The sequence below is a fragment of the Paenibacillus spiritus genome (assembly GCF_008710135.1).
Lineage (GTDB): Bacteria > Bacillota > Bacilli > Paenibacillales > Paenibacillaceae > Paenibacillus_AQ > Paenibacillus_AQ glufosinatiresistens.
This window is the reverse complement of the sequence record NZ_VYKK01000022.1, coordinates 225453-248010: the sequence shown is the minus strand read 5'-3', so window position 1 is coordinate 248010 and position 22558 is coordinate 225453. Positions and strand designations below refer to the sequence as shown.

The 22558-nt window shown below is 58.9% G+C and carries 24 protein-coding genes; 13 read left to right on the top strand and 11 right to left on the bottom strand.

What is annotated here, in order from left to right:
• The first annotated feature begins 144 nt into the window (after window positions 1–144).
• From F4V43_RS16025 to F4V43_RS16010, 4 genes are all read left to right on the top strand, one after another.
• On the top strand, window positions 145–966 hold the full coding sequence (locus F4V43_RS16025; protein WP_150459255.1) for a YitT family protein: 822 nt from the start codon (window positions 145–147) through the stop codon (window positions 964–966).
• A 189-nt stretch (window positions 967–1155) separates the two neighbouring features.
• Complete coding sequence (locus F4V43_RS16020) at window positions 1156–1344, top strand: hypothetical protein (protein WP_150459254.1); 189 nt, start codon at window positions 1156–1158, stop codon at window positions 1342–1344.
• A 227-nt stretch (window positions 1345–1571) separates the two neighbouring features.
• A complete protein-coding gene (locus tag F4V43_RS16015) occupies window positions 1572–2873 on the top strand; it encodes a putative glycoside hydrolase (protein ID WP_150459253.1) in 1302 nt (433 codons plus the stop codon).
• Between the two features lie 102 nt (window positions 2874–2975).
• On the top strand, window positions 2976–4340 hold the full coding sequence (locus tag F4V43_RS16010; protein WP_150459252.1) for an MATE family efflux transporter: 1365 nt from the start codon (window positions 2976–2978) through the stop codon (window positions 4338–4340).
• A 94-nt stretch (window positions 4341–4434) separates the two neighbouring features.
• On the opposite strand, the gene pfkA is transcribed toward F4V43_RS16010, so the two are convergent.
• Both pfkA and F4V43_RS16000 read right to left on the bottom strand, forming a co-directional pair.
• Window positions 4435–5406, bottom strand: coding sequence for a 6-phosphofructokinase (gene pfkA / locus F4V43_RS16005; protein WP_150459251.1), 972 nt, complete (start codon window positions 5404–5406; stop codon window positions 4435–4437).
• 98 nt (window positions 5407–5504) lie between these two features.
• Complete coding sequence (locus F4V43_RS16000) at window positions 5505–6587, bottom strand: tetraprenyl-beta-curcumene synthase family protein (RefSeq protein ID WP_191089611.1); 1083 nt, start codon at window positions 6585–6587, stop codon at window positions 5505–5507.
• A gap of 174 nt (window positions 6588–6761) precedes the next feature.
• On the opposite strand from F4V43_RS16000, the gene F4V43_RS15995 reads away from it, so the two are divergent.
• Complete coding sequence (locus tag F4V43_RS15995; protein ID WP_150459250.1) at window positions 6762–8009, top strand: MFS transporter; 1248 nt, start codon at window positions 6762–6764, stop codon at window positions 8007–8009.
• 58 nt (window positions 8010–8067) lie between these two features.
• Window positions 8068–8715, top strand: coding sequence for a nitroreductase family protein (locus F4V43_RS15990; protein ID WP_150459249.1), 648 nt, complete (start codon window positions 8068–8070; stop codon window positions 8713–8715).
• 209 nt (window positions 8716–8924) lie between these two features.
• On the opposite strand, the gene F4V43_RS15985 is transcribed toward F4V43_RS15990, so the two are convergent.
• Complete coding sequence (locus F4V43_RS15985) at window positions 8925–9122, bottom strand: cold shock domain-containing protein (RefSeq protein ID WP_150459248.1); 198 nt, start codon at window positions 9120–9122, stop codon at window positions 8925–8927.
• Between the two features lie 171 nt (window positions 9123–9293).
• Between F4V43_RS15985 and F4V43_RS15980 the strand changes: the two genes are divergently transcribed.
• From F4V43_RS15980 to F4V43_RS15955, 7 genes are all read left to right on the top strand, one after another.
• Entirely contained in the window at window positions 9294–9527 is a 234-nt protein-coding gene (locus tag F4V43_RS15980) for a hypothetical protein (protein ID WP_150459247.1), read from the top strand.
• A gap of 3 nt (window positions 9528–9530) precedes the next feature.
• Window positions 9531–9707, top strand: coding sequence for a hypothetical protein (locus F4V43_RS19765; protein ID WP_191089610.1), 177 nt, complete (start codon window positions 9531–9533; stop codon window positions 9705–9707).
• Between the two features lie 196 nt (window positions 9708–9903).
• Complete coding sequence (gene pepF / locus F4V43_RS15975) at window positions 9904–11694, top strand: oligoendopeptidase F (RefSeq protein WP_150459276.1); 1791 nt, start codon at window positions 9904–9906, stop codon at window positions 11692–11694.
• A 125-nt stretch (window positions 11695–11819) separates the two neighbouring features.
• Entirely contained in the window at window positions 11820–12164 is a 345-nt protein-coding gene (locus F4V43_RS15970) for a lipopolysaccharide assembly LapA domain-containing protein (RefSeq protein WP_150459246.1), read from the top strand.
• Between the two features lie 69 nt (window positions 12165–12233).
• Window positions 12234–13283, top strand: a complete 1050-nt coding sequence (locus F4V43_RS15965; protein ID WP_150459245.1) for a M42 family metallopeptidase — start codon at window positions 12234–12236, stop codon at window positions 13281–13283.
• Window positions 13267–14187: a hypothetical protein gene (locus F4V43_RS15960; protein WP_223879922.1), complete on the top strand. Its 921-nt coding sequence runs from the start codon at window positions 13267–13269 to the stop codon at window positions 14185–14187. Before F4V43_RS15965 ends, F4V43_RS15960 begins: the two co-directional genes overlap by 17 nt.
• A 40-nt stretch (window positions 14188–14227) precedes the next feature.
• On the top strand, window positions 14228–14494 hold the full coding sequence (locus F4V43_RS15955; protein WP_150459244.1) for a hypothetical protein: 267 nt from the start codon (window positions 14228–14230) through the stop codon (window positions 14492–14494).
• An 87-nt stretch (window positions 14495–14581) separates the two neighbouring features.
• Here F4V43_RS15955 and F4V43_RS15950 read toward each other — a convergent pair whose 3' ends face one another.
• The 8 genes from F4V43_RS15950 to F4V43_RS15915 all read right to left on the bottom strand — a co-directional run bounded on the left by F4V43_RS15950 (window position 14582) and on the right by F4V43_RS15915 (window position 22545).
• Complete coding sequence (locus tag F4V43_RS15950; protein WP_150459274.1) at window positions 14582–15760, bottom strand: MalY/PatB family protein; 1179 nt, start codon at window positions 15758–15760, stop codon at window positions 14582–14584.
• A 42-nt stretch (window positions 15761–15802) separates the two neighbouring features.
• A complete protein-coding gene (locus F4V43_RS15945) occupies window positions 15803–17752 on the bottom strand; it encodes an ABC-F family ATP-binding cassette domain-containing protein (RefSeq protein WP_150459243.1) in 1950 nt (649 codons plus the stop codon).
• Window positions 17753–17804: 52 nt separating this feature from the next.
• Window positions 17805–18413, bottom strand: coding sequence for a TetR/AcrR family transcriptional regulator (locus tag F4V43_RS15940; protein WP_150459242.1), 609 nt, complete (start codon window positions 18411–18413; stop codon window positions 17805–17807).
• Window positions 18414–18489: 76 nt separating this feature from the next.
• A complete protein-coding gene (locus F4V43_RS15935) occupies window positions 18490–19317 on the bottom strand; it encodes a DUF92 domain-containing protein (protein WP_150459241.1) in 828 nt (275 codons plus the stop codon).
• Window positions 19314–19937, bottom strand: coding sequence for a fumarylacetoacetate hydrolase family protein (locus F4V43_RS15930; protein WP_150459273.1), 624 nt, complete (start codon window positions 19935–19937; stop codon window positions 19314–19316). Before F4V43_RS15930 ends, F4V43_RS15935 begins: the two co-directional genes overlap by 4 nt.
• Window positions 19938–19970: 33 nt before the next feature.
• On the bottom strand, window positions 19971–20708 hold the full coding sequence (locus F4V43_RS15925; RefSeq protein ID WP_150459240.1) for a glycerophosphodiester phosphodiesterase: 738 nt from the start codon (window positions 20706–20708) through the stop codon (window positions 19971–19973).
• Between the two features lie 56 nt (window positions 20709–20764).
• Entirely contained in the window at window positions 20765–22141 is a 1377-nt protein-coding gene (locus F4V43_RS15920; protein WP_150459239.1) for a CapA family protein, read from the bottom strand.
• A gap of 89 nt (window positions 22142–22230) precedes the next feature.
• A complete protein-coding gene (locus F4V43_RS15915) occupies window positions 22231–22545 on the bottom strand; it encodes an SdpI family protein (RefSeq protein WP_150459238.1) in 315 nt (104 codons plus the stop codon).
• Window positions 22546–22558: the final 13 nt, after the last annotated feature.

Genomic DNA, 22558 nt, shown 5'->3' with positions numbered 1-22558 from the left:
CTTTACATCCGAAACAATGCAAAAACGTTCATTGTATCGCTCTACTCAAGAATATCCTATACATTATATCACAAGCTCCTGGAGGAATACCAGTGTATTCCTTTCTTTCACGATTTACAATTACATCCGATAAGGAGAATCCATTTGTTACGCTCATTTTGGCACAGTTTGACCATCGTTCTGGGCGGCGCCTTTATCGCCGTCGGCTTCAATCTCTTCCTGATTCCGCATCGCCTGCTCAGCGGGGGCGTGTCCGGCCTGTCCATGCTGATCGGCTATTTCACACCGCTCAACATCAGCGTAATGTACATGGTCCTGAACATTCCGCTGCTCATTGCGGGCTGGTTCCAGCTCGGACGGCGCTTTATTCTGTACAGCATCCTGTCCGTAGCGGTTGCCACCTGGCTGATTGAAGTCGTGCCCGTCAAAGCCGTCGTCTCGGACATGCTGCTGGCCGCCGTCTTCGGCGGCGTCCTGGTCGGAATCGGAAGCGGCATCTCGTTCCGGGTCGGCGGATCGTCAGGAGGCTTCGATATTCTGGGTTCCATTATCAGCCGATACCGGGATTTCCCGATCGGCAATGTGCTTGTGGCGCTGAATGCCCTCGTCATTCTGTCCGCAGGCTATTTTGACGACAACTGGAATGTCGCCCTGGCCTCCATGCTGTCGATGTACGTCACCGGGCGCGTCGTCGATTTCATCCATGTCAGCCACATCAAAGTCACGGTCTACATCATTACCAACCGGACCGATGAGATGCTGAAGCATCTCCTTGGTCTCCAGCGGGGCGTAACCCGGATCAAGACCGAAGGCGCGTATTCCCATGTGGAACGGGACATGCTGATGACGGTGACCACCCGATACGAGCTGGCGGAGCTGAAGCGGATTATCAAGGACAGCGATCCGCAGGCTTTTGTCAACATTGTCGAGACCGTCGGCGTGATGGGGTCTTTCCGCAAGCGCTAAGGCCCGCTGTCCGCTTGTCGAGGGATGCACATACTTTAAAATTATGGTATATTGTAGGAGCGCAGACCCGCACCAACGTTTCATGAGGTTGGCTTTCCCTCTTTTCCAGGCACTGACCGTTTTTCCGGGTGTTGACTGAATGCTTGTTCAGACCATTCGCTGAAAAAGGAAAGGGTGATTTCTGTGGAAATGGAAACGGTAAAACTCTCGACAATCGTCATGAAATGGTATCCGGATATGCTCCCCTTCCTGAAGCAGACCGAGCTCAATTCCGTTATCGTTCTGCGGGACGGACTGGGCATACTGGACCCTGCCGATGCCATGGATATTATCCGGCACAGCATTTGCGAGCATCAGGATTCTGCGTATCTTCAATGAGTTGCGAAGGACTTAGCTTTACGGATTGCCGCCTTCTCCGGGCTTTTGACGGACCTGGCGGCATTTACTTTGTAGAAGGGCGTTTATCCCGGTCCCATCCCGTTTATTTAACAAAGGGGACGGCCACCCCTATCGCTTGGAGAGCGGATGACATTACAAACCTGTTCTTTTTGCGTATACCCGTTCCTATATAATGAGCATTAGCGTACATAAAAGGAGAGAGAATAATGAACATCACGTGGGCGATACTCATGCTAGCCTTGGGAGGCGTCGGTGTCCAACAGGAGCACCACCAGACGGAAGTAGCCGCTGTGCTGCAGTCGGCCAGCGGAATTGCGTTGCAGGCAGATCAGGGATTCCGGGGACTAGGCGGCGCTTCCCCGGCTCCGTCCGGCTCCGCGTCGGCTCCGGCCGCTTCGCCTTCGGCAAGCGCCCTGCCGGAATCGCCGGCTCCGTCGGGCTCCCCGCTGCCGGACGCTTCTGCGCCAGCAGCGTCGCCCGGCGCCGCCGGTGCCGCCGTCCATACCGACCCGCAGCCGGATGCCCCCAAGGTCAAAGGCATCTACGTTACCGCCTACAGCGCCGGCGGCTCGAGAATGACTACCCTGCTGGACCTGCTCGATAAGACCGAACTCAATTCCATGGTCATTGACATCAAGGATGATGCCGGTTACATCACCTATAAGACAGAGAATCCCGAACTGCAGCAGATGGGCAACCCGCAGAAGTTCATCGGCAACATCAACGAATTGATGGCCCGGCTCGAGAAGCACAACGTCTATCCCATCGCCCGGATCGTTGTCTTCAAGGATACCGTGCTCGCCAAGAAGCACCCGGAGCTCTCGTTCGTGAAGTCCGACGGTTCCGTGTGGTCGAACGGCGGCGGGGACAGCTTCGTGAATCCTTATAATGAGAAGGTCTGGAAGTATAATGTGGAAATTGCCAAGGAAGCGGTGAAGCTGGGCTTCAAGGAGATCCAGTTCGACTACGTCCGGTTCCCCGAAGGGTTCGAGAAGCGGGCCGACTCCCTGAAATACACGAAGTCCGACAAGAGCCGAACGGAAGTCGTTTCCGATTTTGTGCAGTATGCCAAAAAAGAGCTGACCCCGCTGGGCGCCCGCGTCTCGGTTGATATCTTCGGCTACGCCGCTTCCGTACCGGCTGCCGAGGGCATCGGTCAGGACTTTGTGAAGATCTCCAAGAACGTCGATGTCATTAGTCCCATGGTCTATCCCAGCCATTATTCCACCGGCTGGTTCAACGTCAAGGACCCGGACAAGAACCCGTACGCGACCATCAAAGGCTCTATGGTCGACACCCACAAGAAGCTGGACCCGCTGGGCAGCTACAAGCCGCTGATTCGTCCCTGGATTCAGGACTTTACAGCAAGCTGGCTCGGCAGCGGACACTATATCAAATACGGCAAACAGCAGGTCCAGGATCAGATCCGGGCGCTGAAAGAGCAGAATGTCGATGAATTCCTGCTCTGGAACGCCAATAACCGTTACACCGCAGGCGTGCAATATTAAAGAATCTTCTCTATGTCAGAACTCATCCATCCATTCATGCCCGAAGACCCGGCGCCTGCCGGGTCTTCGGGCGTATCTTATGAAGAAGAGGTCGCTGCTCCCATGAATTCAACCGAGAATCTCAAGCAAAAGACGGGCCAGTTCCTGCGCATTCTGTTCCCGATCCTGATTACCCAGATTGCGCTGTCGCTTATCGCTTTCTTCGATACGAACATGTCGGGCCGATACGGCACCGACGATCTGGCTGGCGTCGCCATTGGCACAAGCCTCTGGGTTCCGATTCAGACCGGGCTCAGCGGCATCCTGATGGGCATCACGCCCATTGTCTCCCATCTTCTGGGCAGCGGACGCAAAAACGAAGTCGCCTCCAAAGTGATGCAGGGCATCTGGCTGTCCCTCCTTGTATCGGTCTTGGTCATCGCGGCCGGCTCGCTGCTTCTCTCGCCCGTGCTGAATTTCATGAATCTTGAGCCCGAAGTGGAGAGGATCGCCCGCCGCTTCCTGATTGCCATCGGCTGCGGAATTATCCCGCTCTTCGGCTACACCGTGCTGAGAAGCTGTATTGACGCCTTGGGCCAGACCCGGATCTCCATGTTCATTACGCTGATTGCGCTGCCGATCAACGTGGGGCTGAACGTGCTGCTGATCTTCGGCAAATTCGGATTCCCCGAGCTGGGCGGCGCTGGAGCCGGGGTCGCCTCGGCGATCACATACTGGATCATTGCCGGCGTAGCGCTGCTCTTTGTTACGCGCGCCGAGACGTTTGCGGAACTGGGACTGTTCCGGAAGTTCCATGCTCCGTCGCTGCGGGCTTTTCGGGAACAGCTCAAGATCGGCACTCCGATCGGATTCTCGATCTTCTTCGAGACTGCGGTATTCTCCGCGGTCACCCTGCTGATGAGCCGGTTCGACACCATAACGATTGCCGCGCATCAGGCGGCGATCAACTTCGCCTCGACGCTGTATATGATTCCTCTGAGCATCTGCCTCAGTCTGACCATTCTGGTCGGGTTCGAGAACGGCGCCGGCCGGCAGCGCGACGCCCGCCAGTACAGCCGGCTCGGCATCTCTTCGGCAGTGGCCATGTCCCTGGTTACCGCGCTTGTCCTGCTGCTCGCCGGCGAACATGTCGCCGGGCTGTACTCCACGGACCCCAAGGTCATTGAGCTGATTCAGCATTTCCTGATTTACGCCATCTTCTTCCAGATATCCGATGCCATCGCCACGCCAACCCAAGGCGTGCTTCGCGGGTACAAGGACGTTAATCCGGCGTTTGTGATCTGCTTCGTGGCCTATTGGGTGCTGGGACTGCCGCTTGGCTATATTCTCGCCGTCCATACCGATCTGGGCGCTTACGGCTACTGGATCGGACTGATTGCCGGGCTGGCCATCGGAGCGGCTCTGCTGCTGGGACGCCTCGTCCGGGTTGAACGCCGCTTCTCCGCAAGCGGGCATGGAGCGGAATAAACCCTAACTTTACGTATGGCGCATATGTCCTCCCGACAGCAGAAAGCCAGGCTGGATTCTTCCAGCCTGGCTTTCATGTATGCTGTCTTCCGGATTATTGGGACAACCGGAGAGCGAGATTGTACATTTCCATGTCGAAATCTTTCTTCGTGTTGACGACCTGATCGATGTCGGTAAGCGTCAGCTCGCCTTTGATAATGCCGCAGGCTTTGCCGGATTCTCCTTCGATCAGCTTGCGTACGGCAAAATCGCCGAGCCGGCTGGCCAGGTTGCGGTCAAACGGAGTTGGGCTGCCGCCGCGCTGGATATGACCCAGAACGGTTACGCGGGCATCCAGGCTGGAGTGGCGCTCTTTCAGCGCCTGGGCGATGTCTTCGCCTTTGCCGACGCCTTCGGCTACAATGACAATACTGTGGCGTTTGCCCTTCAAGAAGTTGTCGCGCATGCGGTCGGCCACTTCATTCAGATCGTAAGGAACTTCCGGTACGAGAATTGTCTCCGCGCCCGAAGCAAGACCGGCGTGCAGAGCGATGTCGCCGCAGTGCCGTCCCATAACTTCTACGATCGAGGAGCGCTCGTGGGAAGACATCGTATCGCGGAGCTTGTTGACGGCATCCACAACAACGCCGACAGCCGTATCGAAGCCGATCGTGTAATCCGTGAAGGATACGTCATTGTCGATTGTGCCCGGAAGGCCCATGGTCTTGATTCCGAGATGGCTCAGCTTCTGGGCTCCCTTGTAGGAACCGTCCCCGCCGATTACAACCAGACCGTCGATGCCGAATTCGCGCAGAATTTCAGCGCCTTTCTGCTGCCCTTCCGGCTTCACGAACTCCAGGCAACGGGCCGATTGCAGGATCGTGCCGCCGCGCTGAATGATGTCGCCTACGCTGCGCAGATCCATTGGGAAGATGTCGCGGTTCAGAAGGCCCTGGTAGCCGCGCTGAATGCCGAATACTTCGATTCCGAAATAGATGGCGCTGCGCACAACGGCGCGAACCGCGGCGTTCATGCCCTGTGAGTCGCCTCCGCTGGTAAGTACTGCGATCTTTTTGACTTGAGACATAATGATAATTCCTCCTCAAAATTTAACAAGGCTTACGCTTGCCCATGTGCTGCGGCAGAAGTAGATCAGGCGCATAAACCGGTTTCACAATCATTACCCTAATACAGGTGCTTGCGTATCCAGCGGCTGTTGGCAAAGAAGAAGAGCCGGGTTAACGGACTGCCCTTCATCAGCTTGCGGGACACCTTCTTCACTTCGCTCTGCTCGCTCACCTTGGGATCGGACAAATACAGCGCAAGCAGTCCCTCGATCACCATCCGGTGCAGCGGGGTATCGGGAATCTGCCGGACATCGCTGCGCGCCCCCTCTACTATAGAAGCAATCCGGCCGAGCATGGCATCCGCACTCTCATAATAGTTGCAAAAGTTCAGATCGCCGCCCTCCCGGTCTTCATCCTGGTCGATCAAATAATCGAGCATGATATGCAGACCGCATACATGGGGGAAATAGCCTGCGCGCATGGCCGCAGCGTCCTTGCGGGTGAGGGCGGGATCGCAGGAAGCCAGGAACAGCATGAAGATGCCCAGCGTCGATCCCGTAGCGGCGGCAAATTCATTCCAGTAAAGATGCGGGGCCCGGAATCCCTCCTGCTCCCACCAGGTCTTCAGCGCGTTCTCCCTGAGAGAGGGATCAATATGCTTGTAGACCTGCAGATCGCCGTATAGCCTCGACAGTTCCCGAATCTCTTCCTGCGCTGCGGCATAGCCCGGCAGCCGGGCGGTCATGCTCTGGCAGGTACGGACCAGACTGTGCAGGTAGCCGGCGTCATCCTTCTCGCTGCGAAGCGCATAATAATCGCGCAGCTCGGCGTCCGGCGTCACGGCATCCAGCATCGACTGATGCAGCAGGCGAAAATCATCCGGGTCAAGAGAAGTGCTCCGGTCGCACAGATTGTCTAGGTAATCGCTAATCGTCTGATAGGCTACGATCAATGGAACCAATATATGCCGCATTGACAGATTGCCCGCCGCATATACACCTCCGCCTTCACAGTGGAACTGCTTGGTGTCAATGCTGGCAATCGCCTGTCTTCGAAGCTCGGGGTCCGGAATGTCCTTCGCGCGCTGCCGCCATACGTCCAGCGATTGCCGGACCTCGGGAAGTACATATTTATAGACCCGGCTCATCAAGGCAATGGGGCCCCGCGGACTGACTCTCCGGCCTTGCTCAATTTCACTCAATGACGGTGCCTCCACATAGTTGTCTCCTTGTCCAAATCAAACCTTATTATAATATGATCCATCCGTTTGCACAAACAACAAAATTCACTCTTGGCTTCATGAAAAATCACGGCTCCGTCATGGTATACTTAGACGCGTTACCTGAACACCAAACAACTATTGGAGTGTGCACCGATGAATTCAGACCGAAGCGGAGCGGAGCAGAACTGGCTCCGTTCCTTCATGTTCACCATCTATGGAACGAGCGTCCTCGCCGTCTCCTATTTCCCGCTGTTCTACAGCCAGCTCGGCTTCAGCAACGCCCAGCTCGGCATGCTCTATGCTATCGGCCCGCTGATCTCCATGCTGTCCAATCTGTTCTGGAGCATGCTCAGCGACCGGTTCGGAACCGTCAAGAAAATTCTGTACGCGCTGCTGGCAGGCCAGATCGCAACCGGCGTTCTGCTTGCGGGCGCGCGCGATTTTCCGTCCGCCATGCTTATCCTGTCCTTCTTCTATTTCTTCTATTATCCGGTGTTTCCCCTGGCAGACACCCTTGCTATCAAGACAGCCGAGCGACTTGGACGAAATTTCATTGTCATTCGGGTATTCGGTTCAATCGGGTACTCCTTCTTCGCCCTCACTGCCGGGTATCTGCTGCGCCGCATCGGAGCTTCGTATAGCGTAGCGGCCTGCGTCGCCGTAGCGGCATTGGCTCTGCTGATTACATTCCGGCTGGAAGACACGAAGAAGTCTCCTCCGGTGAAGACATCGGACCGTTCGGAAGAGACCGGCGGCTGGAAGGAAGTCTTCCTAAGCCGAGAGGTGCTCTGGTTCTTCGGCTGTGTGTTCATCATGGCGATCAGCTACCGGATGAATGAAGCCTTCCTGACGGTAAGTCTGCGGGACCTTGGAGCCGGCGAAGAACTGGTAGGATGGTCCCTGCTCGCTTCCGCGCTGAGCGAAATACCGATCCTGTTCCTCGCAGGCCGGTACGGCGAGCGGTTCAAGGAACTGCCTCTCTTGGCGCTGGCCAGCCTAATGTTCGCGCTCCGCTTCTTCTTAATGTCTGCTGCCAGCCAGCCGATGCATATCGTTGCGATTCAGGCGCTGCACAGCGTCAGCTTTGGCCTTTACTATGTAACAGCCATCCGCTATATTACCCGGCTCATCCCGGACCGGCTTCGGGCTACAGGGATGGCCCTCTACACCGTAGCCTGGTCCAGCGCCTCCGGACTGCTGAGCGGAGCTTTCGGCGGGCTTCTGTATGACCAGGCGGGCCGGACCGTATTTTTCCGTACCGCATCGGCGCTCGCGCTGACTGCAAGCTTCGGCTTCCTGCTGAAGCATCTGCTTCCCGACCGCCCGGCGGTCCAGCTCTCCGCCCTTCCGGCGGCTCCTGCGGAATCCGACTCTTCTCAGAAGGTTGAAATTACGGTATAATAACAGACATCACCAGGTATTAGTACCAGGTATCAATTTATTGAAATGGGGCGCTTCCATGCTTTTTGAGGAATTCAAACAACTCGCCTTGACCCGGCGCAGCATCCGCGACTTCACCGAAGAGCGGGTCTCCCCGGAAGATATCCGCGATCTTATTGACTGCGCCCGCTTCGCGCCAAGCGACACCAACTCCCAGACGTGGGAATTCATTGCCCTGCTGGACCGGGAGCGGATCAAGCAGATCGAGACCTTCACTTGGGAAGCTCTGCGCCGGATTGCAGCCGAGGCCGAGAGCAACGGACTCGCCAGAGAGGCCAAACTGATGCTTAAATCCTTCGGTCCCTACGCCACTGCGTTCGGCGGAGCGCCTGCTCTTATCCTTTGTCTGGCGACCCCTTATACGTCCAAGTTCCGCGAGCGCATCTTCGACCCGCTCGGATTCGGCAGTCCGGAGATCTGGGCCGAGGAAGGAATCAAGAGCAGCAGTCTGGCTGTCCAGAATCTGATGCTTGCCGCCCACGCCAAGGGGCTGGCAACCTGTCCGATGACCGGCCCCGTGCTTCTTGCCGAACGCGAGCTCCGCGACTATCTCGGCATCCCCGAAGAACGGCAGGTCAATATGGTTCTGGCGCTGGGCCATCCGTCGGTCCAGCCGAAGGCGATTGCCCGGAAGGGATTGGATGAAATTCTGACGATTATCGAATAAGACATACGCAAGCCGTCTTCCGGTTCAGCACCCGCAGAACCGGAAGACGGCTTCTTCTTTTGCCGGACCCTGCAATCATTAAAAAGACGCATTCCGGAAGGAATGCGCCCTGAGTTATGTCTTGTCGGATAACGCTTGTTCAAGCCTATCATTCAAGCATATATATGAGCCTGGGGGATGTCCCCTCGGCACTTTCTTAATATCAATTCTTACAGCTTGTTAACGTTAGCGGCCTGTGGTCCGCGGTTGCCTTCAGTGATGTCAAATTCAACCGATTGGCCTTCTTCCAGAGTCTTGAAGCCGTCGCCCTGGATTGCGGAGAAATGAACGAATACGTCTTCGCCGCCTTCAACTTGAATGAAGCCGTAACCTTTTTCTGCGTTAAACCATTTTACTGTACCTTTCAAATGAACAACCTCCTAAAAATACCGCCATATATGGCGTATATTTGCATTATACTCCATCCCTTGCGACTTCGCAATGGATGAAATCCGATTTAACCGGATTTAATTTGCATTTGCCTTCCCCGGTGCGTTATCATGAACCCAAAAGCCAATTATCGCCAGGGTGGGACCAACATGATCAAAAAACACGAAATTTACAAAACCGACAAATGGAACATGATGACCGTAGAAGTGCAGGGACGGTACATTGTGCTCCGCGAAATTTCCGACCAGTGGGGCGAGGATACGCATACGTTTATCAGCCGCCCGGCTATGATGCAATGGGTACACAATCGCTTCACGAGAGAATCCTTCAAGGATAACGAAGAGGAATACGAGCGCATTATCGCCGCATTCAAACAGGTGTGACGGATGAACAATGACAGTCTGGTCATCTATATCATCGCGGTGCTGTGCCTCGGCGGCGTTCTGATTCTTATGCGCGACCGCCTGGAGCCGAAGCTGCGGCGACCGCTGGCCCTTGCCGCGGTGGTCATGATTGCCATAGCCTTTGTGCTGGTCGTCATCGCCATGCTGAATGCTTCATAATCTTTCATACAACCGGAGATGCGGGGAACACTAGGCGAACCTACGACAAGCGTCAGGAGGTTACGCTATGCCTTTCCCCTTCCGAACCGGCCTGGCTGCGCTCGCGCTCGGCCTGCTGGTTACGAACGTCTCCGGCGCGTCCGGGCGGCAGCTGCGGCCCGAGCCGCCATTATCCCACGATACGAGGAGGATTCCCATGGAACAATTATTGAAGAGAAGTGAAGTTCCGGCCGAGAACCGCTGGAAGCTTGAGGATATGTTCGCCTCTCAGCAGGAATGGGACCGCACTTATGATGAGACCAAATCGCTGATCAAGGAAGCCTCCAAGTTCCGGGGCAAGCTGACCGATGCCGCCGCGCTCAAGGAATGCTTCGAGTTCGACGACAAGCTGTCCTTGCTGACGGAACGTCTTTATGTATACGCCCATATGCGCCAGGATGAAGACACGGCCAACCCGAAGTCCCAGGCGCTTACGCAAAAAGCGAAGAAGCTCAGCATCGACGCGGGAGAAGCTCTCTCCTATGTGACGCCGGAGATTCTCTCGCTGCCGGATGAGACGCTGGACGCCTTCATTGCCGATCCGGCCCTCTCCGAATATACGTTCACGCTGACCGAAATGAAACGGGAGAAGGCGCATGTGCTGTCCCAGGCCGAGGAAGCTCTGCTGGCACAGGTCGGCACACTGTCCCAGGCTCCCCAGAACATCTTCGGCATGCTCAACAATGCCGACCTGAAGTTCCCGAAGATCAAGGACGAGAACGGCAAGGAAGTGGAGCTGACGCACGGCAGCTACATCAAGTTCCTGGAGAGCCCGAACCGGGATGTCCGGCGCAGCGCTTTTAAAGCCGTCTATGACACGTACGCCAAGCAGAAGAATACGATCGCCGCTACGCTGGGCGCCAACGTCAACAAGAACGTCTTCTACTCCCGTGTGCGCAAATATCCTTCCGTGCTGGAGATGTCCCTCTACGGCGACAATATCCCGAAGGAAGTGTACACCAACCTGATCGATACGGTCCACGAGAGCCTGCCTCTGATGCACCGTTACATGAAGCTGCGCCAGAAGCTCCTGGGGCTGGACGAACTGCATATGTATGATCTGTTCGCTCCCCTGGTGGATGAATATAAGCTGGACATTCCGTTCGCGGAAGCCAAGAAGATCATCAAGGAAGGCCTCAAGCCGCTCGGCGCGGATTATGCCCGGGTGCTGCAGGAAGGCTTCGACAACGGCTGGATCGACGTCTACGAGAATGAGAACAAACGGACCGGCGCATACAGCTGGGGCGCTTACGGCACCCATCCGTACGTTCTGCTGAACCACAACGACAACCTGAACAGCATGTTCACGCTGGCTCATGAAATGGGCCATGCGCTTCACTCCTATTATTCGGACAACGCGCTGAAATACCGGGACGCGCAGTACACCATTTTCCTCGCCGAAGTGGCCTCTACGACCAATGAAGCGCTGCTGATGGATTACCTGCTGAAGAAATCGACCGATCCGAAGGAGAAAATGTACCTGCTCACCTACTACGCCGATCAGTTCCGCACGACCGTGTTCCGCCAGACCATGTTCGCGGAGTTCGAGAAAATCGTCCACGAGCGGGCCGAGAGCGATGAATCGCTGACGCCGCAGGATCTGTCGGCCATTTACTACGACCTCAACAAGAAATATTACGGCGGCAACATGGTCGTGGACCAGGACATCGAGATGGAATGGGCGCGGATTCCGCATTTCTACACCAGCTTCTATGTCTATAAATATGCAACGGGCTTCTCGGCGGCGACCAGCTTCTCGAAACAGATTCTGGAGGAAGGCCAGCCGGCGGTAGACCGCTACCTCGGGTTCCTCAAGAGCGGAGGCAGCGATTATTCCATCAATATTCTGAGAAAAGCGGGCGTCGATATGTCCTCGCCGCAGCCGATCCGCGAAGCGATGAGCGTCTTCGAGAACGTCATCGAACAGATGGAAGAACTGACGAAATAAGAGAAAGCCGCTACTTGGCATCCCTTGCTTGGCGCAGCAGGAAACCGGACTCGAAGGTCTATTTTCTTGCTCGGACGGGCAAGGGATTTTATTATGACAACAGGACGCTTAAGGAGGCTGTAAGAATGAGGACGCAATGGACGATTATCCTGGGCTTGATTTTTGCGCTGCTTATCGCTATCTTCGCTGTATTTAACGTAGGTTCCGTTCCGGTCGATTTCGGCTTCAGCGAGGTCGATCTGCCGCTGATCGTCGTCATTATCGGCTGCACGCTGATCGGCGGGCTGATTGTCGGCGCATTCGGCATTGTGCGGCAGTTCAAGCTTCAGAAGAAAATCAAGACGCTGACGGGCGAGCTTAACGAAGCTCGGGCCCTGATTGCCGGGCTTGAGACGGCTCCCGTGCCGTCGATGGAGCACTCCCCGGCCGCATCCCGAGATGTGCCGGACATGCCCCCCTCCTCCCTGTAGAGGAAGAAATTCGGGCGGCCGGAACTTGTTATTGAAGAATACGGAACGATTTATAGGAGGTATCCGCAAATGACACGGACGATTCAACCCAATGAAGACTATATTCTTCGCGTACTGATGAAGCTGCTCGAGACGCCAAGCCCGAGCGGCTATACCCATGAGGTGCTGCGCTATGTGGCAGAAGAGGCGGCGGCGCTCGGAGCGGAGTTGTCCTGGAACGAGAAAGGCGGCCTGATTCTGGGCGTAGCCGGTCTGGACGGCTCGCGGACGGTCGGGCTCAGCGCGCATGTCGACACCCTCGGCGCGATGGTAAGAGCAATCAAGCCGGGCGGAACGCTCCGCTTCACCCTGGTCGGCGGCTTCACGATGAACAGCATCGAGAACGAATACTGTGTGATCCATACCCGCAGCGGCGCGGCCTACACGGGTACCATCCTCTCCACCCGTCCTTCCGCTCACGCCTATCCCCGTGACGAGCAGGATGCCAAGCGTACCGAAGAGAATATGGAGATTCGGATCGACGAGCTGGTTCACAGCAAAGACGATGTGCTGAAGCTCGGCATCGCGAACGGCGACTTCATCTCCTTCAATGCCCGTCCGGTCATCACCCCGAGCGGGTTCATCAAATCCCGGCATATCGACGACAAAGCCAGCACGGCGGCTCTGCTCGGCCTGCTGGAGAGCATGAAGCGCGAAGGCTGGAAGCCGCTCTACAATCTGAAGCTGCTGATCTCGAATTATGAGGAGGTCGGCCACGGAGCCGCCTGGATTCCGCAGGACATCAGCGAGCTGATTGCAGTCGATATGGGCGTTATCGGAAATGATCTGGAGTGCAAAGAGACGGATGTCTCCATCTGCGCGAAAGACTCCACCGGTCCTTACGACTATGCCATGACCGGCCGGCTGATCGAACTGGCGCGGGAACTGGACATCCCGCATGCCGTGGATATTTATCCGCACTACGGCTCGGATGCCTCCGCCGCCCTTCACGGCGGGCACAACATTCGCGCCGCCTTGATCGGTCCTGGCGTACACGCCTCCCACTCCATGGAGCGGACGCATAAGCAGGCCGTCCTGAATACCACCCGCCTGCTGGCGGCCTATGTCGGCGCACGGTGAGTCCAACCCCCGGGAGAGCGGGCAGACACCCGGGGAGAGCGGCAGCCCGGAACCGGGCCCAGGCCGGCCGCCCCGGTCTGGAGGCGCAGCCCGGGCAACCAGGCGGCTGGCCGTCAGGCGGACTGCGGCCCTGTTCAGCGGTCTGCTGCTGCTGAGCGCGGCTCTCTTGATCTGGTCGGTGAAACGGCCGGACAGCAAAGTGCTTTTTCAGGGTCAGCCTCACGCCTACAAGTACGAGGAATACGTCAGCAGCGAAGGCGTCCGGCTCCATCTGATGCGCGTTGCTCCCGGGGATGTTGAACTTCGCGCAGCCGGCGTCCCCCTGAAAGAGACCGCGGCCTACGGAATCAACGGCGGCTTCTTCTACGAGAAAGCGCTGCTGTCCATCGCGATTATGAACGACCGCCCGGCGGGAGGCGATGAACGCGGACCCGGCTCCGGCTGGTTCAATGCCAAGTATGCCCGCGGAACGCTGGTATGGGATGGAGCCTCCCGCCTCTTCTCCGTCCAGGTCGTCTCTTCGGGCGACGATATCGCCGTACTGGACCGCGGGCATTACTGGGCGCAAGGCGGCGTCAGCATGAACCTCGGCGATGAAGCCGGGTGGACGGCCGCCGCTGCCGCCCAGCGCTTGCCCTTCTCCGAAGAACGCAGGCTGCGTTCCGGGATGGTGTACAATGCGGCCGGCGAGCTGCGGCTCATTGTCTCTTCGACTTTGTGCACCGGCGAAGCCTTTCGCCGGGCAGTGCTGGAGGCGGTCCCGGGCGAAGGACGGGAAGGAATCTACCTCGATGGCGACGGCTCTTCCCAGATGAATGCCGATGAGGCGGTGCTGACGGGTGACGGGCGGCCGGTGATGCAGATGATCGCCGTGAAGCCGGCGATTGTGAAGGAAGCGGAGTGAAGCGGCGGACCGTCCATTTCTATTAAGGGAGGCGTACCTAATGTTAGGAATTCAAGTTGAACGGGCAGGCGATAAGCTGATCCTGGTCTGGCAGCTGTCCCGGATTGAAATTCCGGTTGCGGAGATTCGGGAGGTAGCGGAAGATCCTACGTACGGAGGCGAAGACCCTGCCGCGATTCGAATCGGAGCCGCATACGGCACAACGGACCGGATTGTAATCCGGACCGACACGCGGACCTATCTGCTGTTCACGACCAACGGAAATTCGATCCGAAAGAGAATCGAGACGCTGATTGCGACGCGCTGAATAAGGTGTCAAGAAAAGACCGGATTCGCCTTGCGGCGCTTCCGGTCTTTGGGTTGCACGGAGGAACACGCCCTTTCTGCCCTCCGTCTATTTCACATAAGCGGCGGCCGCCGCGCAGAAGCGTTCCAGCGCCTGCTCCAGGATGGAGCGCGGGCAGGCCACGTTGATCCGCAGCCAACCTTCGCCCGAGGCGCCGTAGATCGAACCTTCGTTGAAGGCGACCCCGGCTTCGCGGTACATCAGCTGCTTGAGCCCCGCTATATCCAGCCCGAGCTCGCGGCAGTCCGTCCAGAGCAGATAAGAAGCCTCCGGCTTCATTACCTTCACCTGCGGCAGATGCTCCTCCAAGTAAGCGGCGGCAAAATCCAGATTCGCGGAGATATAGGCCAGCAGTTGATCCAGCCACTCCCCGCCTTCCCGGTAAGCCGCTTCCACCGCGTCCTGGGCAAAATGATTGAACATATGAATGCTGAGCGTCTTGATTCGGGTCTCGAACGTGCGGCGCAGCTCGGGATTCGAGGCAATCGCATACGAAGACTGAAGCCCTGGCAGATTGAACGTCTTGGTCGCTGCAAGCGCGGTCAGCGTAAGATCGGCGATCTCCGGCGACAGCGAGGCGAACGGAATATGCGTGTGTCCGGGCAAGGCAAGGTCGGCATGAATCTCGTCGGATACGACGGTGACGCCATAGAGGCGGCAGAGCTCGCCCACCCGCAGCAGTTCTTCCCGTTCCCACACCCGGCCGCCCGGGTTATGCGGGCTGCACAGCAGCAGCAGCTTGGCGCCGCCCTGCATCAGGCTCTCCAGATGACCGTAGTCCATTTCGTAGCGGCCATTGCGGATCACGAGCGGGTTGTCGGCCACCCGGCGGCCGTTCATCCGAATGACATCGAAGAACGGATAATACACGGGAGACTGAAGAATGACGTCGGCTCCCGGTTCGCTGAAGAGTTCGACCGCCAGACTCAGCGTCGTGACAATACCCGGCGACTGGGCAATCCAGGACTTGGATACGTCCCAGCCATGACGGCGGCTCTGCCAATCCACGATGGCGTCCAGGTAGCCCTCTTCGCCGAAGCTGTAGCCATAAATGCCTAGCTCCGCCCGCCGCACAATCGCTTCCTTGACAGCCGGAGGACTCTCGAAATCCATGTCGGCCACCCACAGCGGCAGAATTTCCTTGCTTCCATACAGCTTCTCCATCTGATCCCATTTGTACGAGTGGGTACCCAGCCGGTTCACAACCCGGTCAAAATCATAGCGCACTGCCGTCACTCCCTGCTCCATATTATACGGCCTGCCCTTCGGCTATTGCGCCGCAATTCTCTCTGCCAGCTCGTTCAGATACGTCCAGCGTTCCATCAGGCGTTCCAGCTCCGCCTCCGCCTCTGCCTGCTCCTTCATCAGCTCCTGCAGACGGGCCGAATCGGCAAAAGCCGCCTCCATCGCCGCGGCGACCTCGGCAATTCTCTGCTCCGCCTGCTCGACCAGACGGTCGATCACTTCATATTCCTTCTGCTCCTTGAAGGTGAACTTGACTTTCTCCTTCGCAGAAGGCGAAGTCCGGGAAGAGGAAGGCGCCGATTCGGCCTTCCCGCCTGTGGATGCTCCCGCATTTCCGCTCCGCGCCGGGCTCTGTCCCGCCGCTCCGCTTGCCGGTACATTCTCGGCCAGCCATTCTTCATATTCGCTGTAATCGCCGACATGGACCCGAATGCCGCCTTCTTCGAAAGCCAGAATCTTGTCCACGGTCCGGTCCAGGAAGAACCGGTCATGGGAGACCGTGAAGACGACGCCGGGGAAGCCGTCGAGATAGTCCTCCAGAATCGCCAGCGTGCCGATGTCGAGGTCGTTCGTCGGTTCATCCAGCAGCAGCACATTCGGCGCGCCCATCAGCACGCGCAGCAGATATAGCCGCCGCTTCTCTCCGCCGGAGAGCCGGGAGATCGGCGTCCACTGCATCGCCGGAGGGAACAGAAAACGCTCCAGCATCTGGGCAGCCGTGATGGCCGAGCCGTCCGCCGTGCGCACGACTTCCGCTTCTTCCTTGATGTATTCAATGACTCGCAGGTTCTCATCCATATCCTGATGCTCCTGCATGAAGTAACCGAGCTTAACCGTCGGCCCAAGCTCCACCACGCCGCTGTCGGGCGCAAGCCTTCCTGCAATCAGGTTCAGCAGCGTAGACTTGCCGCTGCCGTTGGGTCCGACAATGCCGACACGGTCGAACGGAACGGCGATATAGCTCAAATCCCGAATCAGGGTGCGCCCGCCGACCGATTTGGTCAGGCCGTCCAGCTCCAGAATCTTGCGTCCCAGCCGGGTGGAGGCCGCCGACATTTCCAGCGACGGTCCGGACGACTGGCCGGTCTGCGCCTTGAGCTGCTCGAACCGGTCGAGCCGCGCCTTCTGCTTCGTCGTCCGCGCCTTGGCGCCCCGCCGGACCCAGGCCAGCTCGCTGCGCAGCAGATTTCGCCGCTTCTGCTCCTCGGCGGCTTCCCGTTCTTCCCGGTCTGCCTTCAGTTCCAAGAAGCGGGAGTAGTTCGCTTCATAGCGGAACATCCGGCCTTGGTCGAGTTCCAGCATGACGCCGCAGACCCGCTCCAGGAAGTAGCGGTCATGCGTTACCATCAGGAGCGCGCCCCGGCGCTTCTGCAAGTATTGCTCCAGCCAAGCGACCGAGCCGGTGTCGATATGGTTGGTAGGCTCATCCAGAATGAGCAGCTCGGACGGCGTAATGAGCGCCGCCGCCAGTGCGACCCGCTTGCGCTGGCCGCCCGAGAGCGTGCCCATGCGGGCGTCGAATCCCGTGATGCCCAGCTTGCCGAGCACTGCCTTGGCTTCGCTCTCCAGGCTCCAGGCCCCGGCGGCATCGACCTCATGTCCGGCCGCCGCCAGCTTGGCCTCCAGCGCAGCATTGCCGGGATCGGCGGCCAGCCGGTCGGCTAGCTCCGTATACCGGCGCATGCCCGCAAGGCCCGGATCATCGCCCGAGAGAACCTGCTGCAGCACCGTCGCGTCCGGGTCGTACGCAGGATTCTGCGTCACTACCTGGACCCGGATGCTGTTCCCGATGGCAATCGTGCCTTCGTCCGCTTTCTCGACGCCCGCGATAATTCGCAGCAGCGTCGATTTGCCTGTGCCGTTGACGCCGATGACGCCTACTTTATCCCGCTCGTCCATCCCGAAGGAAGCGTCCTGGAAGAGGACCTTCTCTCCATAGCTTTTGGTCAAATGCTCTACCGTCAAAATATTCATGGGTTACCGCCTGCCTAATTGGATTTCCTTGAAGCCTCTAGTTCTCGTTCCGTCAGTGCTTGTATTTCCCGGATTCCGCGCCCCGCAGGAACAGATCCGCCGCGAACGCAATCCGGTGCCTGGCATCCGCCTCCGTGAAGGCAGGGTCGAACAGGATGTCCATTTTCAGCCGATCCAGCATTCCGATGTACGCCTGTGACAACAATTGCGCCTCCGCTGCGTCCGCATCCAGAAGCACCTGCTGCACCAGGTTGGTGTAGGCTTCCATGAATTGCTGCATGAAGGCCATCAGCTCCGGATGGTTGGTGGGCGCGCGGAAGAACAGCTTGGTATGCTGCTTGCGCTCGTAATAATAGAGCAGATGATGCTCCGCAATCGCCGCCAGCTTCCCGGCGGGGGTCTCCTCCCGCTTCAGACGGGCAGCCAACTGGGTCATGAATTGTTCGCAGTCTCGCCGTGAGACGGCGAGGAACAGCTCTTCCTTGTTGCGAAAATACAGATAGACTGTGCCTTTGGCAATGCCGGCCAGCTCCGCCACCTCGGCGATCCGGGTCTCATAGAAGCCTTTGGAGCCAAACAGTGAAAAAGCGGCGTCCAAAATGGCCCTCTGCTTATCCGGTTTGTCGGATTTGCCCTCTCTCTCGTTGCTCCCTCCACTCAAGTGTCAGGTCCCTTCTTTCTGTTGCAGGTTCTGTTAGGATTCAGTCCGGCATCCGGCCAGCGGACGCCGGCCCGGTTCAAATTCCGCCGAGCAGCGCGGCGGCCAGAAGCGCCGCAGCCGAACCCAGCAGCGAACTGATTGCATTCACGGCATCGTTGTTCATCCACCGCCAGCCCCGGCCGGGAAGCGTCGGCCTGCCGTGGTGGAAGGCTGCCTCGACTTCGCGGCCGCATGTTGCGCAGCGGTTCATCGCCTGCACCGTCGCACCGAGCAGCGAATCGGCGAATGCTCCGGCCAGACCGCCGACAAGTCCTGCTGCCGACCAGGCGATGAGACTCCCGGCGTCCATCCCCGCAGCCTGCGCGAGCAGCCAGCCTGCGGCGCCGATCAGCAGTCCGCCGGCCGCCGCAGCGGCCGTTCCAAGCAGGGACACGCCCCCGGACTGGCCGGGCCTCAGCACCCGTCCCGTCCGGACGGAGCGCGGAGGGCGGCGGCTCAGCGTGCCGAGTTCCGTGGCCCAGGTATCCGCCGTCACGGTCGCCATCGCGCCGATGAAGAGCACCGGCCAGACGTCCAGCGGCCGGATGGCGTGGGCCAGCACGAAGAGCATGCCCACACCGCCGTTCGCTAGCACCTGTCCGGCGTCGCGGCGGCCCGTCTTGGCATAATCGCGCTCCAGTTCTTCCTTGATCCCGGCCTTCATCTTCGACAGCAGGCTGGACGTGATGAAGAACAGCAGCAGAATGCCGAACCAGAACGCATTTCCGGCGCCGAAATAGACGGTGCCCATGACGAAGGCGGCCATTAGGCCCGAGAAGCTGAGCGACCGCTTCCAGAAGGCTGCCGCCGAGACGGCCAGCGCGCCGGCCGCGCCAAAGAGCCATTTAAGCACAAGAAGAATCATCCGATGAGGCAGGTCCCCAGCAGCCGGTCGCCCCAGCGGAGCTCGAACGAATCGCCCGGAACGACCGGGCCTACCCCGGCCGGCGTTCCCGTGAAGATCACATCGCCTTCGCCGAGACCGTACCGGGTGCCGATGAAGTCAATGATCGTCTGCAGAGAGAAGATCATGTTCTTGACATTGCCGCGCTGGACCTCCTCCCCGTTCTTGCGGACGGTGAAGTCGGTCGCCTCCAGCTCTTCCTTGTCGGGAAAAGCAATGAACGGCGTCAGCGGAGCCGCGTTGCGGAATCCCTTGGCTGCCGTCCAGGGCAGGCCCCTCTTCTGAAGATCGTTGTGAATGTCGCGCAGCGTGAAGTCAAGGCCAAGCGCCATGACATCCACCAGCTTCTCCACGCTCATCCCCGGAGCGTAGTCGCGGCCGATGCGCAGCACCAGCTCGCCTTCGTAATGAATGAGCCCCGCATCTTTCGGCAGCTGGATGACGGCCTTGTCCAGCGGAACGGCCGCATGCGACGGCTTCATAAAGATCAGCGGTTCGGTCGGCACCTGATTGCCGAGTTCTTCGGCATGAAGTCTGTAATTTCTACCGACGCAGTACAAATTGTTAACGGCAGCGCACATGGGCATTCAGCTCTCTTTCGCTCTTAAATTGGTCTATTGACGCCAGAACGTCTCGCCCCACAGATCCGGGCGGTTCGTACATATCATTATATCAGAATGAATGTCTGCAAGGCGACGCATCGATTCGGGCTTGTCCACCGTCCAGGCCATGACTTCTGCGCCGCGCTGCGTCAGAAAGCGGGCCAGCGCCGTGTTAAGCCGCGCTCCCTTAATGGAGAGGAAGGAGCAGCCCAATTGCTGCATCGGGCGGACCGGGCTGCTCCACCGGGCATCGAAGATGAGCCCGGTCCTGAAATCCGGCGCCGAGTCCCGCAGACGCCGCAGGGTCGGAGCATCGAAGGAAGTCAGCACGACCTCTTCCCGCATTCCTTTGGAAGCAATCAGCTCCGTCACCCGGCGCTCCAGATCCGGGTACGGCCGCCCTACGTTCTTCAGCTCAATATTCAGCTTGGCCCGTCCTGCCGCCAGCTCCAGCACTTCTTCCAGAGAGGGAATCTTCTCTCCGCGGTAGGACTTCGATTTCCAGCTCCCGGCATCGAGCCGGCGCAGGTTCGCATAGTCCATTTCCTTCACCCGGCCGTGTCCGTTCGTAGTCCGGTCCAGCGAGTAATCGTGGATGACGACGGGGACTCCGTCCCGGGACAACTGCACATCAATCTCCAGCCAGGTCACATAGGGCAGCTCCAGCGCCATGCGGATGGCAGCCAGCGTGTTCTCCGGCGCCTTGCCGGAGAAGCCCCGATGCGCGACACACGGGTTGTTGTCAGACATAATCGGCCCTCCTGAATCTCAACAAAATAACCGGGCGGCCGGATTCCGGCCGCTTCCTAGCGAACCGACACCCGGCCGGCCTCGTCGATCGAGACGCGGCCTTCCGACAGAGCCTCCATCCGCTTCAGCAGCTTCTCTCCCTGCTCCGCCGCCATCGGCACCGGCCGGCCCAGTTCGGCGTCCATCGGCTTCAGCGTCAGCCTGCACTGTCCGTCCACTTTGCAGTTCGCCCGGAATACCGCCGTCTCCCAGGTGGAAGGGGTCGCGGACCGAGTAAATACAAAGTTGCCGGTGCTGTAGGCGATCCATTTGCCCTTATAAGGCTCAAGGCCCTGCAGCACATGCGGATGGCTGCCTATCACCAGATCCGCCCCCGCATCGATGAAGCTGCGGCCCAGCTCCTGCTGTTGGGGACTGAAGGCCTCCTGCCGCTCTTTGCCCCAATGAACCATCACGACTACGAGGTCGGCTTCCCGGCGGGCGTCGGCTATGGCCTTCAGCGCCTGGGCGCTGTCATAGACGGACGCCAGTCCCGGAGTCCGGGCCGTGGCGATCCAGGAAGTCTCCGGCACGACCCGGGTGAAGCCGAGCAGCGCGATCCGGATACCCTTCCGCTCAAAGTAACGGACCGTATAGGCTTCCGCCGCATTCTGTCCGGCGCCGACCCGCGCGATGCCGGCCTCGTCCAGCAGCGAGAGCGTATCGGACAGCCCCTCCTGTCCCCTGTCAAGCGAGTGATTGTTGGCCAGATTGACGGCGTCGATGCCCGCTCTCTTCATGGCGCCGAGCGCCTTCGGCGACGAGCGGAATACGAACTGCTTGTTGGCCGCGCCCGTTCCGCCTTCGGTTACCGGCGTCTCCAGATTCACGACCGTCAGATCGTCGCTGCGGAACATCCCGTCCAGCCGGCTGAAGGCATAGTCGTAGCCCTGCTTCTCCAACAGCTCGCCGACCTTGCCGGCAAAGATCGTGTCTCCCGCGAAGCTCAGGGACACCTCGGGCGAGCCGTCGTCTGGCGTGCCGGCGTTCCCGCCGCCGGGAGCCTCCGGCGCGGCCTCTTCGGAGGCCGCGGGTGCCGCGGGCGGCGGCGCCGGAGCGCCGCCCTCTTCGCCGCCGCTTCCGGAAGGCGGCGGGGTTGCGGACGCCGGTACCGGGGCGTCCGGAGAAGGCGATGCCGCCGGCGGGGCCGAAGGCGGCAGGCTCGGCGACGCTGGCGGCCTGGTCTCGGCCGGCGCAGAGGACGGCGCGGCCGGGGCAGAAGGCGGCGGAACAGCCGGTCCGGCCGCCTCGCGCCCGCCGCCATCCCGCTGGCCCAGCGCCAGGGCAAGCGCCCCCGCAATCAAGAGCAGCAGCGCCAGATTGATCCGCAGCCGCAGACGGCGGCTGCGCTTGCGCTTAGAGACTTGGTTTCTGTCGGATCGTGGAGGATACAATGCAATAACTCCTTTACCTGATAAACTCGTTCCATTATAGCATAAGCCCCGCAGACCAAGAGACCCCCGGAATCCGGGGGTCAGGCCGTTCATTCTATCTTCTTAATTCTTCGTTCCACCCGCGCAATAATGACAATGAAGCTGGCTAACATCAGGATAGCGAGTAGGATTACGCTGATCTCCGTACGCAAAAACAAATTCAATATCATCCCGATTCCCAGCAGCACCGCCCCGCAGATCATGAACAGGACTGCGCAGTAACGGTTCGCCTCTCTCCACCTTGTCTCGGTGCTCATAGACAGAGAAGTGCGAAAGCCGTAAATCGAGTTGATCGAGCGGGGAGGAAATCTCTTCAGAATCCATCCGACTGCAAGAAGAAACAAGCCAAATGTCAAGCTCCACATGGTTGGTTTCCTT

What these genes read in the sequence shown, in the direction of transcription:
- F4V43_RS15960 (WP_223879922.1), top strand. Translation starts at nt 13,267, where the DNA reads ATGTCGGCGCACGGTGAGTCCAACCCCCGGGAGAGCGGGCAGACACCC.
- F4V43_RS16015 (WP_150459253.1), top strand. Translation starts at nt 1,572, where the DNA reads ATGAACATCACGTGGGCGATACTCATGCTAGCCTTGGGAGGCGTCGGT.
- F4V43_RS15990 (WP_150459249.1), top strand. Translation starts at nt 8,068, where the DNA reads ATGCTTTTTGAGGAATTCAAACAACTCGCCTTGACCCGGCGCAGCATC.
- F4V43_RS16010 (WP_150459252.1), top strand. Translation starts at nt 2,976, where the DNA reads ATGAATTCAACCGAGAATCTCAAGCAAAAGACGGGCCAGTTCCTGCGC.
- F4V43_RS15965 (WP_150459245.1), top strand. Translation starts at nt 12,234, where the DNA reads ATGACACGGACGATTCAACCCAATGAAGACTATATTCTTCGCGTACTG.
- pepF (WP_150459276.1), top strand. Translation starts at nt 9,904, where the DNA reads ATGGAACAATTATTGAAGAGAAGTGAAGTTCCGGCCGAGAACCGCTGG.
- F4V43_RS15935 (WP_150459241.1), bottom strand. Translation starts at nt 19,317, where the DNA reads ATGATTCTTCTTGTGCTTAAATGGCTCTTTGGCGCGGCCGGCGCGCTG.
- pfkA (WP_150459251.1), bottom strand. Translation starts at nt 5,406, where the DNA reads ATGTCTCAAGTCAAAAAGATCGCAGTACTTACCAGCGGAGGCGACTCA.
- F4V43_RS15970 (WP_150459246.1), top strand. Translation starts at nt 11,820, where the DNA reads ATGAGGACGCAATGGACGATTATCCTGGGCTTGATTTTTGCGCTGCTT.
- F4V43_RS15925 (WP_150459240.1), bottom strand. Translation starts at nt 20,708, where the DNA reads ATGTCTGACAACAACCCGTGTGTCGCGCATCGGGGCTTCTCCGGCAAG.
- F4V43_RS15955 (WP_150459244.1), top strand. Translation starts at nt 14,228, where the DNA reads ATGTTAGGAATTCAAGTTGAACGGGCAGGCGATAAGCTGATCCTGGTC.
- F4V43_RS16020 (WP_150459254.1), top strand. Translation starts at nt 1,156, where the DNA reads ATGGAAACGGTAAAACTCTCGACAATCGTCATGAAATGGTATCCGGAT.
- F4V43_RS15945 (WP_150459243.1), bottom strand. Translation starts at nt 17,752, where the DNA reads ATGAATATTTTGACGGTAGAGCATTTGACCAAAAGCTATGGAGAGAAG.
- F4V43_RS19765 (WP_191089610.1), top strand. Translation starts at nt 9,531, where the DNA reads ATGAACAATGACAGTCTGGTCATCTATATCATCGCGGTGCTGTGCCTC.
- F4V43_RS15915 (WP_150459238.1), bottom strand. Translation starts at nt 22,545, where the DNA reads ATGTGGAGCTTGACATTTGGCTTGTTTCTTCTTGCAGTCGGATGGATT.
- F4V43_RS15980 (WP_150459247.1), top strand. Translation starts at nt 9,294, where the DNA reads ATGATCAAAAAACACGAAATTTACAAAACCGACAAATGGAACATGATG.
- F4V43_RS15930 (WP_150459273.1), bottom strand. Translation starts at nt 19,937, where the DNA reads ATGTGCGCTGCCGTTAACAATTTGTACTGCGTCGGTAGAAATTACAGA.
- F4V43_RS15995 (WP_150459250.1), top strand. Translation starts at nt 6,762, where the DNA reads ATGAATTCAGACCGAAGCGGAGCGGAGCAGAACTGGCTCCGTTCCTTC.